Origin of the sequence: Nocardia sp. NPDC003269 (assembly GCF_042888005.1) — a bacterium.
GTDB lineage: Bacteria > Actinomycetota > Actinomycetes > Mycobacteriales > Mycobacteriaceae > Nocardia.
In genome coordinates, this window is record NZ_JBIAPA010000003.1 from 1,590,377 (window position 1) to 1,605,343 (window position 14,967).

General features: G+C 70.5%; 14 protein-coding genes. 9 read left to right on the forward strand and 5 right to left on the reverse strand.

Annotated elements, in window-relative coordinates; all coding sequences use genetic code 11:
* Positions 1–3: 3 nt before the first annotated feature.
* Positions 4–1,053, reverse strand: a complete 1,050-nt coding sequence (locus ACFYWJ_RS27400) for a zinc-binding dehydrogenase (protein ID WP_355282391.1) — start codon at positions 1,051–1,053, stop codon at positions 4–6.
* A gap of 280 nt (positions 1,054–1,333) precedes the next feature.
* Here ACFYWJ_RS27400 and ACFYWJ_RS27405 point away from each other — a divergent pair, with 280 nt between their 5' ends.
* Positions 1,334–2,395 carry a response regulator transcription factor gene (locus ACFYWJ_RS27405; protein WP_355282388.1) on the forward strand — a complete coding sequence of 354 codons (1,062 nt, stop codon included), beginning with the start codon at positions 1,334–1,336 and terminating at the stop codon, positions 2,393–2,395.
* Positions 2,396–2,499: 104 nt separating this feature from the next.
* The gene (locus ACFYWJ_RS27410) at positions 2,500–3,933 is read left to right on the forward strand and encodes an MmgE/PrpD family protein (RefSeq protein ID WP_355282385.1); all 1,434 of its coding nucleotides are present in this window, start codon (positions 2,500–2,502) and stop codon (positions 3,931–3,933) included.
* A gap of 117 nt (positions 3,934–4,050) precedes the next feature.
* Here the strand turns inward: ACFYWJ_RS27410 and ACFYWJ_RS27415 are convergent, their stop codons facing one another.
* Positions 4,051–5,658, reverse strand: coding sequence for a helix-turn-helix domain-containing protein (locus ACFYWJ_RS27415; RefSeq protein WP_355282383.1), 1,608 nt, complete (start codon positions 5,656–5,658; stop codon positions 4,051–4,053).
* A 181-nt stretch (positions 5,659–5,839) separates the two neighbouring features.
* On the opposite strand from ACFYWJ_RS27415, the gene ACFYWJ_RS27420 reads away from it, so the two are divergent.
* The 3 genes from ACFYWJ_RS27420 to ACFYWJ_RS27430 all read left to right on the forward strand — a co-directional run bounded on the left by ACFYWJ_RS27420 (position 5,840) and on the right by ACFYWJ_RS27430 (position 7,637).
* Positions 5,840–6,718 (forward strand): helix-turn-helix transcriptional regulator, encoded by an 879-nt coding sequence (locus tag ACFYWJ_RS27420; protein ID WP_355281242.1) that lies wholly within the window; start codon positions 5,840–5,842, stop codon positions 6,716–6,718.
* A gap of 124 nt (positions 6,719–6,842) precedes the next feature.
* Positions 6,843–7,043 carry a hypothetical protein gene (locus ACFYWJ_RS27425; protein ID WP_355281240.1) on the forward strand — a complete coding sequence of 67 codons (201 nt, stop codon included), beginning with the start codon at positions 6,843–6,845 and terminating at the stop codon, positions 7,041–7,043.
* A 111-nt stretch (positions 7,044–7,154) separates the two neighbouring features.
* Positions 7,155–7,637 carry a nuclear transport factor 2 family protein gene (locus tag ACFYWJ_RS27430; protein ID WP_355281238.1) on the forward strand — a complete coding sequence of 161 codons (483 nt, stop codon included), beginning with the start codon at positions 7,155–7,157 and terminating at the stop codon, positions 7,635–7,637.
* Between the two features lie 78 nt (positions 7,638–7,715).
* On the opposite strand, the gene ACFYWJ_RS27435 is transcribed toward ACFYWJ_RS27430, so the two are convergent.
* The gene (locus tag ACFYWJ_RS27435; RefSeq protein ID WP_355281236.1) at positions 7,716–8,051 is read right to left on the reverse strand and encodes a carboxymuconolactone decarboxylase family protein; all 336 of its coding nucleotides are present in this window, start codon (positions 8,049–8,051) and stop codon (positions 7,716–7,718) included.
* A gap of 168 nt (positions 8,052–8,219) precedes the next feature.
* Between ACFYWJ_RS27435 and ACFYWJ_RS27440 the strand changes: the two genes are divergently transcribed.
* The 3 genes from ACFYWJ_RS27440 to ACFYWJ_RS27450 all read left to right on the forward strand — a co-directional run bounded on the left by ACFYWJ_RS27440 (position 8,220) and on the right by ACFYWJ_RS27450 (position 11,216).
* Positions 8,220–9,428, forward strand: a complete 1,209-nt coding sequence (locus ACFYWJ_RS27440) for a CoA transferase (RefSeq protein ID WP_355281234.1) — start codon at positions 8,220–8,222, stop codon at positions 9,426–9,428.
* Positions 9,429–9,525: 97 nt separating this feature from the next.
* Positions 9,526–9,996 (forward strand): Rrf2 family transcriptional regulator, encoded by a 471-nt coding sequence (locus ACFYWJ_RS27445; RefSeq protein WP_355281232.1) that lies wholly within the window; start codon positions 9,526–9,528, stop codon positions 9,994–9,996.
* Positions 9,996–11,216 carry a globin domain-containing protein gene (locus ACFYWJ_RS27450; RefSeq protein ID WP_355281231.1) on the forward strand — a complete coding sequence of 407 codons (1,221 nt, stop codon included), beginning with the start codon at positions 9,996–9,998 and terminating at the stop codon, positions 11,214–11,216. Before ACFYWJ_RS27445 ends, ACFYWJ_RS27450 begins: the two co-directional genes overlap by 1 nt.
* A gap of 56 nt (positions 11,217–11,272) precedes the next feature.
* Here the strand turns inward: ACFYWJ_RS27450 and ACFYWJ_RS27455 are convergent, their stop codons facing one another.
* Both ACFYWJ_RS27455 and ACFYWJ_RS27460 read right to left on the reverse strand, forming a co-directional pair.
* Complete coding sequence (locus ACFYWJ_RS27455) at positions 11,273–12,010, reverse strand: nitroreductase (RefSeq protein WP_355281230.1); 738 nt, start codon at positions 12,008–12,010, stop codon at positions 11,273–11,275.
* Positions 12,007–13,185 carry a CaiB/BaiF CoA-transferase family protein gene (locus ACFYWJ_RS27460; RefSeq protein WP_355281229.1) on the reverse strand — a complete coding sequence of 393 codons (1,179 nt, stop codon included), beginning with the start codon at positions 13,183–13,185 and terminating at the stop codon, positions 12,007–12,009. Before ACFYWJ_RS27460 ends, ACFYWJ_RS27455 begins: the two co-directional genes overlap by 4 nt.
* 285 nt (positions 13,186–13,470) lie before the next feature.
* Between ACFYWJ_RS27460 and ACFYWJ_RS27465 the strand changes: the two genes are divergently transcribed.
* Entirely contained in the window at positions 13,471–14,952 is a 1,482-nt protein-coding gene (locus tag ACFYWJ_RS27465; RefSeq protein ID WP_355281227.1) for an aldehyde dehydrogenase, read from the forward strand.
* Positions 14,953–14,967 lie beyond the last annotated feature (15 nt).

Sequence of the window (14,967 nt, forward strand, 5' to 3'; positions counted from 1 at the left end):
CGTTCAGAACTCGATGACGGCCTTGCCGCCTGCCTGTTTGTCGAACTCCGCGTACGCGACGGCCGCGTCGGCGAGCCGCCAGCGATCGGTGAACAACCGGTCGACGTCGAGCTCGTGCCGGGCGACGAAGCGGGCGCAGTCTGCCTGTCCGGTGATCGAGAAGGTGTACGAGCCGAGGATGGTGAGCTGTTTGCGGATGACATCCGGGCTCACGTCGAGGGTCACGTCGTTGCCTTCGCCGACGAAGGCGACCCGTCCCCACTGCGCGGCCGACTTGACCGCGGCCGCGCGGGCCATCGGTGCGCCGGAGCAGTCCAGCGCGCAGCTGACGCCCGCGCCGCCGGTCAGCTCCCGGATCGCCGTCACGGCGTCGACGCTGCCGGAGTCGATCGTGTGGACGGCGCCGAATTCCTTCGCCCTGGCGACCCGGTCGGCCTGGACGTCGACGGCGATCACCTCGGCGCCCATGGCCGCGGCCAGCTGCACCGCCGAGAGCCCGACCGGGCCGAGGCCGAAGACCGCGATGGCGTCGCACGCGTCGAGCCGCAGCCTGCGCAGCGCGCCGTAGGCCGTGCCGGTACCGCACGAAATCGCCGCGCCCGCGGCGAAACTCACCTCGTCCGGCAGCGGCACCAGGGTCCGCGCAGGCACCTTGATGAAGTCGGCGTGGCCACCGTGGGCCGTGGCGCCGAAGATGGTCGCGCCGCGCTGACACATCTGAGTCCAGCCCGTCCGGCAGCGATCGCAGGTGCCACAACCGTCGTAGTGGTAGATCATCACCCGGTCGCCGACGCGGACCGCGCGCTGGTCGACATTCGCGCCGAGCGCGACGACCACCCCGCAGGGTTCGTGGCCCGCGATGATGCCGCCGCCGTCGCCGGACAGGCCGAAGGCCGCCAGCGCGTCGCCCGCCGGGGCGCGGTAGAACCGCAGATCGCTGCCGCACATGCCGGAGGCCTTCATCGCCACGACGGCGTCGTCGGGACCCGGCGCCGGATCGTCGAATTCGGCGATCTCGAGGTCGCGATCCCCGTTGAACACAACACCCCGCATAGTTGCTACTCCTTACCCAGACCATGCCACGCACAATGCTTGATATATTTGAAGAGCGCCGATGAGACTCAGGTCACTCCAGTGGCGGTGGGCAGAATATTAAGTACGCGGTGTCACGCATCACAAGGGTTAGCCTGGACAGTCATCCGGAAGTCGTATTCCGCTCCGACCAGCGGCCGATGCGAACGGACAGGTTCGACAACGATTCGGGCAAAGACCCCCACATCAACAGATGCATTGAATATTCTGCACAACAGTGGTAAGGACAGGGAGCTGGCACGTGGCGATCGAGACGATGACACACCGGCGGGACACACCGCTCGACGTCGAGCCGGTGCCCGGCCTGTCCGCCGTGCTGACCGACGCCGCCGAGGTGCTCGGCCGCCGGATCACCCCGCCCGGCCCCCGCTCCCTCGCCGAGGTCGCCCAGTTGCTGAACCAGATCTGGGACGCCGTCGTCGTGCTCGTCACCGAGCCCGCGACGGCCACCGACCTGGCCCGCGCCACCGCGCTGCTCGCGCGCATCCGCGCCGTCGAGGCCGAACTGGCCGCCGCGCGCGCCCCCGACGGCGCGGCCGACCTACGGCGCACCGGTGAGGCGATCGCACTGCTGCGCGGCGCCCGCAGCACCGACGAGCTGTTGACCCGCGCGGCGGAATCGGTGGGAGCCATGGGTTTCGACCGCGCCCTCGTCTCGACCACCGACGGCCCGACGTGGAACATGCACACGATGTTCATCGCCGACGATCAGCGGTGGGCCGAGGAGGTCGTCGCCGCGGGCCGCGAAGCGCCGCCGACCCTGGACGGACAGCTCGTCGAGAGCGACATCGTCGCCCGCGCCCGGCCGGGCCTGGTCTTCGACGTCCAGCACAATCCCCGCGTGGTCCGGCCGATCGTGACGATGACCCGGTGCAGCTCCTACGCCGTCGCCCCGCTCATCGTGAACGGCGCGGTGGCCGGGCTGGTCCACGGCGACTTCTACTTCCAGCGTCGCGAGGTGGACCCGACCGCGCGCGCGATGCTCGCGGTGTTCGCCGAGGGCCTCGGCCAGGCCATGGCGGGCACGCTACTGCTCGACGGACTGACGGCGATGCGCGCCGGGTTCGACCGGATACTGAGCCCGGGACCGGTGCCGAGCACCGCGGCACCCGCACTCTCGGCGCGCGAGATCGAGGTCGTCGACCTGCTGGCCGCGGGCCTGGCCAACCGCCGGATCGCGCGCGAACTCGCGATCTCGGAGGCGACGGTGAAAACCCACATCACCCATATCCTGCGCAAACTCGGCGCGGCGAACCGCGCCGAGGCCGTGGCCTACTGGCTGCGCCGGCCTGCTCCCCGCTGACCGCGACGGCCGTCGGAACACGCCACCAGGCTCGCCATATATTATATAATGCGAGAAGATCCAGCGGTGGGTCCCCGACCTGCCGCGCCCGCGAGAGGACACTCATGGCCGACACGATCGTCGAGCAGCTGGCGCAGTTCACCACGAACGCCGACTTCGACACCCTGCCGCCCGAGGCGGTCGAGGAATCCAAGCGCCTGCTGCTCGACGCGATGGGCTGCGCGCTCGGCGCGGTCGAGGAGCCCAAGGGCAAGATCGGCATCGAGTACGGCAGGCTGACCGGCGGCACCGACGGTGACGCCACGATCATCGGCACCGCCGACCGGGTCTCGATCTTCGGCGCCGCCTTCGCCAACGGCGAGTTGATCAACGCCCTCGACTTCGACGCCGTGCTCCCACCCGGCCACGTCTCGCCCTACGTGCTGCCCACCACGATGGCCATGGCCGAGAGCCGTGGCCGATCCGGCCGCGAGGTGCTGGCCGCCGTCGCGCTCTCGCACGAGATGTCCTATCGCTTCTACAAGTCGATGGACTACCTGCGCGACGTGCAGAACGACTCGATGGACCTGTCCCCCGTGATCGGTTACAGCGTCACCGTTTTCGGTGGCACGGCGGCCGCGGGCAAGCTCGCGGGCCAGTCCACCGAGACTCTCGCGCACGCGCTGGGCATCGCCGCCGCGACCGCACCGGTCAACGCGATGCGGCCGTGGATCGAGCACGCCCCGAGCTCGACCCTGAAGTATCTGCTCGCCGGCACCCTCACCCAGGCGACGCTCACCGCGGTGCACATGGCCCAGCTGGGCCACACCGGCGACCTGGAGATCCTCGACGACGCCGAGGTCGGCTTCCGCAGGTTCATCGGCACCCGGCGATGGGAACCGTCGAACCTCACCGACGCGCTCGGCACCGAATGGCGCTTCCTGACCGAGCAGTCCTACAAGCCGTACCCGCACTGCCGGATCCTGCACGGTCCCTTGCACGCGCTCACCGAGATCCTCGAGACCGACGACATCGCGCCCGGCGAGATCGACGCGATCCGCTGCTGGGGCGAGGCCGCGGTCATGCATCCGCTGTGGCAGAGCCGCGTCATCGAGAAGACCCACGACGCGCAATTCGACATCGCGCACGGCCTGTCGGTCGGCGCGCACCGCGTGGTGCCCAGCCGGGCGTGGCACGCACCGGAACTGGTGTTCAGCGACTCGGTCCTCGGCCTGATGGACAAGGTCACCTTCGCGCCGCACCCGGACTACTTCCAGGCACTGTCCACGCACCCCTCGGCCCGGCCCACCCGGGTGGAGGTCGACGCCCGTGGCACGACGTTCAGCGCCGAGCGCACCTACCCGAAGGGCAGCCCCTCCCCCGATCCGAGCACCAGGATGACGACCGACGAGCTGGTCGCCAAGTTCCGCGTCAACGCCGAGGGAGTGCTGTCGAAGACCCGGATGGACCAGGTCGTCGAGGCGGTCCTCGGCGTCGATCGGATCGACGACTTCGGCACCGTGATGCGCTTGCTCACCCCCAGCGGCCCGAACGACTGAGCCCACCGAGAAGGGCCCCGCCCGCCCCCTACACGGGCGGGGCCCCTTCGTATTCTGCACGTACGCAACGACATCGGCACGCACCCCCACGGCGCGTGCCGATGTCGTCGCGTACGGCTAGGCGATACGCAGTGCCCTGATGCGGTTGTAGAGCGTGGACCGGCTGACACCGAGCGCCCTGGCGGCCTGCTGTTTGTTGCCGCCCGCCGCCTCGATGGCCGCGACGATGACGTCGCGCTCGGCCTCGTGGAACGGGGAACTGGGCGCCGGTCCGCCGCGATGTGAGGCGGGCAGGTCGGACGGGATGATGTCGCCCGCCGAGCGCGCGTTCGCCGCGAGTTCGACCACCCGCCGGAGTTCGGCGATATTGCCGCGCCAGGGCTGGGCGGCCAGCACCCGCAGTGTCTCGGCGGTGAACCTGGTCCTGGTGTGGCCGGACACCTCGGTGAGCAGATGCTGTGCGAGGGCGGGGATCTCGTGCCTGCGCCGCCGCAGCGGCAGCAGTTCCCTGCGGTCGTTGCACACGGCGGGCAGCGCGGCGTGGAGGTCGTCGAGGTGGTCGCCGGGCGTCGAGGTCAGCGCGACGTGGCGTCGGGTCTCGCGCAGGCGCTGGGCCAGCAGCGCGGTGAGCTGCGCGGAGAGCAGCTGGATGTTCTCCACGACGACGGCGGGCCCGCGGCTCGCCAGCACCCGCTCCATCCTTGTCGCCCAGGACTTCTCACCGACCAGCACGATCTCGGTCGCGTCGAGCACGATCGCCTCGGGGCCGGTGGCGGCGTGCGCCTCGGTGCTGCGACCCGTGCCCGCTTCGCCGACGACCAGCAGTGGCCAGCGCACCGTCCGGTCGGCCACCTCCGCCCGCCGGATCACCCGATCCGTGGTGATGTCGACCAGGACGCCGTCGGCGCCGTCGATCGGCTCGCAGGTCAGCCTGACCTGACGTCCCGAAGCGAGGGTGAGGCGATGGCTCTCGGCGGTTCCCGTACCCAGCTCCTCGGCGCAGGCCCGGACGGCCGCGTGATCGGCGGGTTCGAGCAGATCCAGCGCCGCGGGGGTGGCGAGCACCAGCCCGTCTCCGATGACCACGATCGGCCTGCCACGACGGCTCGCCGCGGCCTGGAAGGCGCCCATCAGCCTGCTCTGCGCCCGCGGCGAGTCGCGCAGCAGCCGGTCCTCGATATCGCGCACCATGCGCCTGGCCAGCGGCGCCGAGAGCCGATGGTCCTCCTCGAACTCGCCACCGATCCCGAGTACGCCTTCGAGCCGCCGGGTGACCGGGTGGAAGATCGGGTGCCCGTAACAGGTGAAGTCGCGAAAGACCGACATGTAGTGATCGGGCCCGCGCACGAGCAGGCTGCGCCGGATCTCCACCGGGGTGCCCAGGGCATTGGTGCCGATCCGGTCCTCGCTCAGCCGCACCCCGGGGACCAGGCCCACCCGTTCGACGGCGGCGGAGATGGCGGCGGTCGCGCCCCGCACCTCGACCAGCCGGGCGGACCGGTCGGCGAGCACCAATGCGACCCGGCTCCCGTCGATCTCGGAGAGTGTGCGGCGCAGGACCGGGTACGCGGCGCGCGCCAGCCCGCCGTCGGTGACCTTGTCGTCGATGTCGAGCCGGGGCGTGGCGTCCTCGCGCAATCCGCTCATGCGGGAACGAGTCCAGGACGCCCGGATGTCGGCCCGCGACGAGGTCTCCGTATACGCCTGCAGCGAGTTCGTGGCCACGCCAACACCACCCTGTCCCGACGCGTCATGCACCGCGGTTGAGTCTGTGATCTCCGACAATAAATATTTTATACACAATACTGTCACCCACCGGCGAGATCCGCGAAACCCAGCCCCGGCCGCTGCCTGGGAACGAATACTCCCAGGCAGCGGCCCCCCCGACAGACCTATCCTCGACTACATGACCGACCGAGCCCCCCACCTGCGCGAGCTGGGTGAATTCCTGAAGGCGCGGCGCGGCGAGCTCACCCCCGCCGACGTCGGCCTCACCGCGCACAGCAACACCCCGCGCCGGGTGAGCGGGCTGCGGCGCGAGGAAGTCGCCGATCTGGTCGCGATCAGCCACGACTACTACACCCGGATCGAGCAGGGCAGGCTGGCGCCGTCCGAACCGGTCCTCGACGCGCTCGCGCGGGTCTTTCGCCTCGACGACACCCAGCGCGACTACGTGGAGAATCTGGCCGACCGCAGCGACCGGCGCGCGGTCCGGCGCGGGCAGAAACCCGTTCGCCCCCAATTGCAGCGCCTGCTCGATCAGCTCGGCGAGACCCCCGCGCTGATCTTCGGGCGCAATCTCGACATCCTCGCCTGGAACCCCCTGGCCGCCGCGCTGCTGACCGACTTCTCGGCGATGGCGCCGCGCCAGCGCAACTACGTCCGGATGGTGTTCACCGATCCCGCGATGCGCACGCTCTACGCCGACTGGGAGTCGGTGGCCCGCACCTGCGTGGCGATCCTGCGCATGGACGCGGCGACCAATCCCACCGATCCGCAGTTGTCCGCGCTGGTCGGCGAACTGTCCATCGCCGACTCGCAGTTCCGGCAGTGGTGGGCGGCGCGGCACGTCGCGCGGCAGGAGTTCGGCACCAAGACGCTGAACCACCCCGACGTCGGCGAGCTGACGCTCAACTGGGACACCTTCCGCTACACCGGCGATCCCGAGCAGCAACTGGTGCTGTGGTCGGCCGATCCCGGCACCAGCTCGCACGACAAACTACGCATCCTCATGTCCTGGGCGGCGCCCGCCGCCGACACGGAGCGGGTGAAACACCCCCACTGAGCGGCCGCCCCGGTGTGAACAGTCACGTCGGTGGCGGAATTCGCGGCACCCTGTAAATATATTATGCATAATTCTTTGTCGGTCAGCCGTCCGACGGACCCCCTCTCGACACCGGAGTACAGCTGTGTCAGCGCCCACCCACACCACCGTTCACGAATTGCTCGACTACTTCGGGCGCTGCGGCGCCTGCGGCTACCCGGCATCGGCCTCGCTGGTCACCCAGCGGTTCGCGGACGGTTCGATCGACCGCGAAGTCGTCGCCACCTGCGGCCTGCCGTGCGGCTGGCGCGCGCCGGTCTCGATGCGGCGGATGACCGCCTCCTGAGGTGAACGCGGGCGGGGCACCCCGCCCGTCAGGGGTACCGCCAGGCTCTCCCTCGCCCTCCGAATCGTCCATAACCTGGGCCTACGCACTCCAGGGAAAGGACATGAGGACATGCCAACAGCTCACCTCCGCGCACCGCACCGGGCGCGGCGACTCATCCCCGCGATCGGGCTCGGCGTGCTGATCGCCGTCACCGGCTGCGCTTCGAGCGGTGACCCCTCCCCTGCCCCCGCGGCGTCGTCGCTCGCGCCGATCGCGCCGGCATCGGCGGCCGCGATGGACCCGGTGGCCACGGCGTTCGTCGACGCGTGGAACGCCCGCGACGCCGCCGCGATGGCCGCGCTGTTCACCGACGACGCCGTCCTGATCGATGCGGACCGCCGCTTCGAGGGACGCGAGCAGATCCGCACCGGGTTCGCCGCCCCCGAGGTCGCCGGCTACTCCGTCCAGGTGCTCGAGGTGGGCGAGCGCCGGGCCGACGGACAGCGCCTGCTGGTCCGGGTCGACCGCAACAGCGGCGGCGACTTCCGCGCGAGCTTCGACTTCACCATCACCGACGGCCGCATCCCCCGCGCGGACCTGCAATACGCCTGATCAAGGGTGTCCGACACCGCGGCCGCGACCACCCCCGCCTGGATCCCGTCGGCTGACATCGGATCCGATCCGGCCCGGCTACTCGGCGTCACCGCCGAACAGCTCCTTGGCGACCAGGATCGCCGACACCGCGCGCGGCCAGCCCGCGTAGAAGGCCGAGTGCACGATCAGCTCGACGAGTTCCGCCTCGGTGACCCCGTTCTCGACCGCCCGGGTCAGATGACCACGCAGCTGTTCGGTGTTACCCGCGGCGACCAGGACGGCACACGTGATCAGACTGCGGTCGCGGGGGCCGAGTTCGGGTCGGGCCCAGATATCGCCGAACAGGACGTCATCGGTGAGCGAGACCAGTTTCGGCGCGAAGTCACCGATCAGTCGCTGGGCCGGGGTTGCGGTCGGGGTGTTCTCCGTCATGGTCTGTCCTCCGGGTTTCAGTGGCGGTTCGGTCCGCGTCGTAGGCCACCGGCGGCACCCGCCGAGGCGTTCGGATATATTATATTTGAACGAAGGTGCGGCCGTTCGCCGCGAACGAAGGAGAGACGCGATGCACGAGCCCGGCCACCTCGACCACACGGCACGCGGATGAGCGGCCCGCTCGATGGACTGCGGGTCGTCGAGTTCGCCAGTTTCGTCGCGGGTCCGTCGGCGGGCATGACGCTGGCCCAGCTCGGCGCCGAGGTGATCCGGATCGACCCGCTCGGCGGCGGGCCGGACTACCGGCGGTGGCCGGTGGCGCGCGCCAACGGCGAGAGCCTGTACTGGAATTCGCTCAATCGCGGGAAGCGGTCGGTGGCCGTCGATGTGCGCAGCGAGCAGGGCCGGGAACTGGTGCTGGCGCTGGCGACCGCGCCGGGCCCGAACGCGGGCATCGTCGTCGACAACGCGGTCGGGCGACCGTGGTTCTCCTACGAGGCGCTCGTGGCCCGGCGCGCCGACGTGATCAAGGTGCACATCGGCGGCCAGGCGGGCGGCGGGCCCGCGGTGGACTACACCGTCAACACCGAGGTCGGCGTCACCGATCTGACCGGGCCCGCCGATTCGCGCACGCCGGTGAATCATGTGCTGCCCGCGTGGGATCTGGTCGCCGGCATGACCGCGACCACGGCGCTGCTCGCCGCGCTGCACCGCAGGCAACAGTCCGGCGAGGGGTCGCACCTGCAGATCGCGCTGGCCGATGTCGCGCTCGCCGGCGTCGCGAATCTGGGGTGGCTCAGCGAGGTTCGCGAGCGCGGTGACCGGCCACGGCACGGCAACTACATGTACGGCTCGTTCGGCGCCGACTTCGTCACCGCCGACGGTGGGCGCGTCATGGTCGTCGCGCTGACGCCACGGCAATGGCAGGCACTGTGCACGGCGACCGGGACCGCGAAGGTCATCGCGGCGCTGGCGGAGACATTCGGCGTCGATTTCGCCGACGAGTCGCATCGGTATGTCCACCGGGAGACCCTCGCCGCGGTGATGCGGCCGTGGTTCGCGGGTCTGACCCTCGACGCGGCCGGCGACGCGCTCACCGACGCGGGTGTGCTGTGGAGCCGCTACCGGCAGATGAGCGACGTCGTCGCCGATTTCGAGGCGGGCGACGGCAGCGGCGTGCTGACCGAACTCGACCAGCCCGGGATCGGGCCGGTCATCTCGGCGCACAGCCCGATTCGGGAGCACGACGGCTACGGCCCGGTCGGCCCCGCGTCGGCGCTGGGGGCCGACACCGGTCAGGTCTTCGCCGAGGTGCTCGGGCTCGGCGACGGCGAGCTGTCCCGGCTGCGCGCCGCCGGTGTCATCGCCGCGACCTGACCTCGGCCTGTGACGGCAATTACGCAGCGCCGTGCGTAATCGAAGACACCGCTGATCAGGGCGGATACCGGGTTCGCCGGGCGGTAGCGTCGATGGCATGCAGCTGACCGCGTCGACCGATATCGGGATGCGCGCCGTGATGCGACTGGCCGCCGCCGACCAGCTCGGTGACCGGGTGACCATCAAGGCGATCGCCCACCAGGTCGGTGCGTCCGAACGCACCGTGTCCACCGTGGTGGCACGCCTGGTCGAGGTGGGCGTGATCGCGACGACCCGTGGCCGCGGCGGCGGGTTGGTCCTCACCGGCACCGCGCGCTCGACGCGGCTCGGCACGCTGATCCGGCAACTGGAACAGCGCCCCGAGGTCGTCGACTGCGCGGGGCCGCCGACGTGCCCGATGATCGCGGGGTGCCGCCTGCGCCATGCGCTGGCCCAGGCCACCGAGGCGTTCTATCGCGAGCTCGACCGGTTCACCGTGGCCGATCTCGTCGCGGGCTCGGCCGGGCAGCTGCTGCCGTTGCGCGCGCAGACAGCGCGGCGTCCGCCCGTCGAGGCCGAGGAGCCCTGATGACCGAATCCACCCGCGTCCACCCCGAACTCGCCGCGGCCCAGGCCGAGATCGTGCGGGCGACCCTCCCGGCGATCGGCGCCGCCGTCGACGAGATCACCACCGTCTTCTACCGGACGCTGTTCGGCAACCACCCCGACCTGTTGCGCGACCTGTTCAACCGCGGCAACCAGGCCAAGGGCAGCCAGCCTCGCGCGCTCGCCGCCTCGATCGCGATGTTCGCGACCTATCTCGTCGACCCCGCGCTCCCGCACCCGGCGGCGATGCTGAGCCGGATCGGGCACAAGCACGCCTCGCTCGGGATCACCGCCGATCAGTACCAGGTGGTGCACGACAACCTGTTCGCGGCCATCGTGGAGGTGCTCGGCGCCGACGTGGTCACCGCGCCGGTCGCCGACGCGTGGGACCGGGTGTACTGGCTGATGGCCGATGCCCTGATCGACCTGGAGAAGCAGCTCTACACCGACGCGGGGGTGCAGCCCGGCCGGGTGTTCCGCGCCGTCACGGTGACCGAGCGCGTCGATGATCCGGCGGGCGTCGCCGTCTTTCGGGTCAAGGCCGTCGATCCGGCCGAGGAGCTGCCCGGATTCGTCGCGGGGCAGTACATCTCGGTGGGTGTCCGGCTGTCCGACGGCGCACGCCAATTGCGTCAGTACAGCCTGATCGGCGCGGGCGGGGACGGCACGCTGTCGTTCGCGGTCAAGCCGGTCGCCGCGGCGGCGGACTGCCCCGCCGGGGAGGTGTCGACCTGGCTGCACGAGCGGGCCAGGTCCGGCGACACGCTCGAGATCTCGCTGCCCTTCGGCGATCTCACCATCGACCCCGATGCGGACACACCACTGGTACTCATCTCGGCCGGTATCGGCGTCACGCCGATGGTGGGCATTCTCGAGCACCTCGCGGCCCGGGATCCGGGCAGGCCGGTGCAGGTGCTGCACGCCGACCGCCGGGCCGCGGCGCACCCCTTGCGTGCCAGGGTGCTCGACCTCACCGACCGCCTCGCGCGTGCCGAGGTCGCGTTCTGGTACACCGAGGGCGCCGAGGGCACCCACCGCGGCAGGCTGGATCTGTCGGCGGTGACGCTGCCCGGCGACGCCGAGATCTACGTGTGCGGCGGCGACGCGTTCCTCGATGACGTCCGCGCGCAACTGGCCACGGCGGGCGTCCCCGCCCGGCAGGTGCACATCGAGCAGTTCACCCCCACCGACTGGCGTCGATGAGGGCGTCCGCCCCGGCCCGTCGGCCGGGGCGGACGGGAAGACGACACTGTCTTCCGCTACTCGTCTCGCCAGGTGACGACCTCGCTCAACGGGGCACGGGCGGTCCGGTAGCTGTTGGCCGGATGATCGGCGGCGGCATAGCCGAACGAGATCCCGGCGAGGATCTTGCGGTCGGCCGGGATGTCGAAGTACTCGCGGATGAACCGGGAGCGTCCCGCCAGCGCGGCCTGCGGGACAGCGGCCAGCCCGAGACTGGCGGCCGCGAGCAGGAAGGTGCCGATGTAGAGGCCGCCGTCGACCGCGCCGTAGACGCCCTGTTCGGCGTCGGTGGTGACGATCGCGACGTGCGGGGCGCCGAAGAGCCGGAAGTTCTCGAACGCCTGGCGCGCCGACGCCTCCCGATCGCCACGTGCCACGCCGACAGCCTCGTACAGCTGCCAGCCGCTGGCGCGGCGCCGCTCGCGATACACCCCGGTGTAGGCGCCGGGTGGCGGGAACTCGAACTCGGCACCGTGGTCGGCCCCGTGCGCCGCCGAGTACTCGGCGAGCCCGGCGCGGAACCGTTCGGTCCCCGCGCCGCTCGTCACGATGACCTGCCACGGCTGGGTGTTGCACCACGACGCGGAGCGCTGCGCCAGGCTCAGCAGCCGTTCGATCACCGGCCGCGGCACCTCGCGCCGGTCGTAGGCGCGGCAACTCCAGCGGCTGGTCAGCAGCTCGGCCAGGTAGGCGGAACGATCCCCGTTCTGAGTGAGGCCGGGGGCCTCGGCCAGCGTGTCGGCGTGCTCGGTCATCCTCGGTCCTCCACCGAGACCACGCCGGCGGCGATCAGGGCCTCGATCTGCTCGGCGGTGTACACCTCGGCGGCGACGGTCCGGCTGTCGGCACCGACGCGCGGTGCGGCGCCGGGACGATCGGGGCGTTCACCGTCGAACCGCCACGGCGGGCGCACCAGGGCGAGGCCGTCGTCTTGTGGCTCCACCATGCGCAGCCAGTCGACCTGTTCGTGGTCGACGTAGCCGGTCATCGACAGCACCGGCGCGAACGGGACGTCCTGCGCGGTGAGCGCCTTCTCCCATTCGGCGAAGGTGCGCCGCTCGAACTCCGCCTCGACGATCTCGGCCAGCTCGAAGTAGTGCGCCTCGCGCGGCCGGTACTCCGCGAAGCGCGGGTCCTCGGCCAGGTCCGGGCGGTCCATCGCCCGGCACAGCGACTGCCAGAACTTCTGCGACGAGGACAGGTGCACCGCGAGGAACTCCCCCGACGCGGTCTTCACACAGAAATTCTGCGCCTGCGGATGCCTGCTCTCGCGGGTCGGGTCGGCGCCCAGTTCGAAGGCCTGGGTGATCCCGTCGGTGGCGAGCACGCTGACGGCCTCCATGATCGAGGTCTCCACGTGTTGTGGTTCCCCGGTGCGCAGCCGGCCGACCAGCGCGGCGAGCACGCCAGCGGCGGTGCTCAGGCCGGTGACCAGGTCGGCACTCAGGCCACCGGTCAGCTGCGGCCTGCCCTCGTCGCCGAACAGGGAGTACAGGCCGCCGAAGGCGTGGCCGATGGTGTCGTAGGCGGGCCGGTCGGACAGCGGGCCGCCGTTGCCGAAGCCGGTCACCGACCCGTAGACGATGTCGGGTCGCAGGGCCCGGCACTCCTCGGGGCCGAGACCCATGGCGGCCACCTTGCCGGGGCGCATGTTCTCGAGCACCACATCGAAGTGCGGCACCAGCGCCTTCACCAGGGCGACGCCCTCGGGACGCTTGAGATCCACCGCGAGACTGCGCTTGCCGGTGTTGTACTGACGGAAGTACGGGCTGCCGTCGTTCTGGTGGCGGCGGAAATCCTCGCCGACGACGGGGCGCTCGATCTTCACCACTTCGGCGCCGAGCGCGCACAGCATCGACGTGGCGAACGGCAGCGCGATGTATCCCCCGATCTCGAGGATCCGGATGCCGTCGAGTGGCTTGTGCTGCATAGCCCTGTCTCCCTCTCTCACTGGCTCATATTATATATTATTACAGGACCATACGTGGCGGCGGTCACATGGGGTGGATTACCGGCGACAGAAGATGAGCCAGGCGATCGTCACGCTCGGGGAAGTGGTCCCCGACACAGCGAAGTCAGCCGGTGAGCTACGTTATATCATATAATTTACACGACTCCGGTCACAGACCATCGACGGCCCGACCCGTGGCACCGCCGCCGAACAGGTCTTTTCCGGTCGGCAACCATCGCCATAGAGAACGAGAAGGTCTCCTCAATGAGTGTTCAGACAGAGCTTTGGCAAGGACAGTTCGACAAGCTGTTCATCGGCGGCGCGTGGGTGGCTCCGGCCACCGACCGCACCTTCGAGGTCGTCTCGCCCGCCACCGAAGAGGTGCTGGCCCGCGTAGCCGACGGAGCCGAAGCCGATATCGACGCCGCCGTCGCGGCCGCCAGGGCCGCGTTCGACCGCGGAGCGTGGCCGCGCCTGGAGCTCGCCCAGCGGATCGCCGTGCTCACCCGCGTGAGCGAAGGACTCGCCGCGCGCCAGGACGAGGTCGCCCGGCTGATCAGCGCCGAGATGGGCTGCCCGATCACGCTGTCCACCAGGATGCAGTCGATGGGCACGCGGATGCTGCTCGACGCGTTCCTCGAGCTCGCGCCGCGGTACCAGTGGTCCGATGTCCGCCGCTCGGTCACCGGCAACGCGCTGGTCACTCGCGAGCCGGTCGGTGTGGTGGCCGCGATCGTGCCGTGGAATGCCCCGCTGCAGATCGCGATCATCAAGCTCGCGCCCGCGCTGCTGGCCGGGTGCACCGTGGTGCTCAAGCCGTCACCGGAGACCGCGCTCTCGGCCTACCTGCTGGCCGAGATCTTCGAGCAGGCCGGGCTGCCCGCGGGCGTGCTCAATGTCGTGGTCGCCGGGCGCGAGGTCAGCGAGCACCTGGTGCGGCACCCCGGCATCGACAAGGTCTCGTTCACCGGATCGACCGCGGCGGGCCGACGGATCGCCGCGATCTGCGGCGAGGATCTGCGCCGGGTGACCCTGGAGCTCGGCGGCAAGTCCGCGGCCGTGCTGCTCGACGACGCCGACCTCGACGCGGCCGTGCCGGTCATCCGCGCGCTCTCGCTGCGCAACAGCGGCCAGGTGTGCAGCAACAAGACCCGCATCGTGGTGGCCCGTTCGCTGCGCGACGACCTCTACGACCGGCTCCGCGACATGATCGGCTCGATGCCGGTCGGCGATCCGTTCGATCCGGCGACCGAGGTGGGCCCGCTGGTGAGCCGCGCGCAGCGGGACCGGGTCGAGGGCTACATCGCCGCGGCGCGGGACGCGGGCACCCAGGTGCTCGCCGGCGGCGGCAGGCCCGAGGGCCTGGACCGCGGCTGGTTCGTCCAGCCGACGATCTTCGCCGACGTCGATCCGAACGCCAGGATCGCCCAGGAGGAGGTCTTCGGCCCGGTGCTGACCGTGCACACCTTCGACACCGAGGCCGAGGCGATCGAGATCGCCAACAACTCGAACTACGGCCTCAACGGCTCGGTGTTCGCCGCCGACCCGGCGCGCGCCCTGGCCGTGGCCCGCCATATCCGCACCGGCACCGTCGAACTCAACGGCACCCCCGCCGGCTTCTTCGCGCCGATCGGCGGATTCAAGAACAGCGGCATCGGCCGCGAGGCCGGGATCGAGGGCTTCGACGCCTATGTCGAACTCAAGTCCTACGGCCTGCCGCAGCCGCTGCTGGACACCCTGGCCTGACGCAGACACCCGAAA

Coding starts and splice junctions, on each gene's coding strand:
- ACFYWJ_RS27400 (WP_355282391.1), bottom strand. CDS start 1,053: ATGCGGGGTGTTGTGTTCAACGGGGATCGCGACCTCGAGATCGCCGAA.
- ACFYWJ_RS27410 (WP_355282385.1), top strand. CDS start 2,500: ATGGCCGACACGATCGTCGAGCAGCTGGCGCAGTTCACCACGAACGCC.
- ACFYWJ_RS27420 (WP_355281242.1), top strand. CDS start 5,840: ATGACCGACCGAGCCCCCCACCTGCGCGAGCTGGGTGAATTCCTGAAG.
- ACFYWJ_RS27430 (WP_355281238.1), top strand. CDS start 7,155: ATGCCAACAGCTCACCTCCGCGCACCGCACCGGGCGCGGCGACTCATC.
- ACFYWJ_RS27435 (WP_355281236.1), bottom strand. CDS start 8,051: ATGACGGAGAACACCCCGACCGCAACCCCGGCCCAGCGACTGATCGGT.
- ACFYWJ_RS27440 (WP_355281234.1), top strand. CDS start 8,220: ATGAGCGGCCCGCTCGATGGACTGCGGGTCGTCGAGTTCGCCAGTTTC.
- ACFYWJ_RS27445 (WP_355281232.1), top strand. CDS start 9,526: ATGCAGCTGACCGCGTCGACCGATATCGGGATGCGCGCCGTGATGCGA.
- ACFYWJ_RS27450 (WP_355281231.1), top strand. CDS start 9,996: ATGACCGAATCCACCCGCGTCCACCCCGAACTCGCCGCGGCCCAGGCC.
- ACFYWJ_RS27455 (WP_355281230.1), bottom strand. CDS start 12,010: ATGACCGAGCACGCCGACACGCTGGCCGAGGCCCCCGGCCTCACTCAG.
- ACFYWJ_RS27460 (WP_355281229.1), bottom strand. CDS start 13,185: ATGCAGCACAAGCCACTCGACGGCATCCGGATCCTCGAGATCGGGGGA.
- ACFYWJ_RS27465 (WP_355281227.1), top strand. CDS start 13,471: ATGAGTGTTCAGACAGAGCTTTGGCAAGGACAGTTCGACAAGCTGTTC.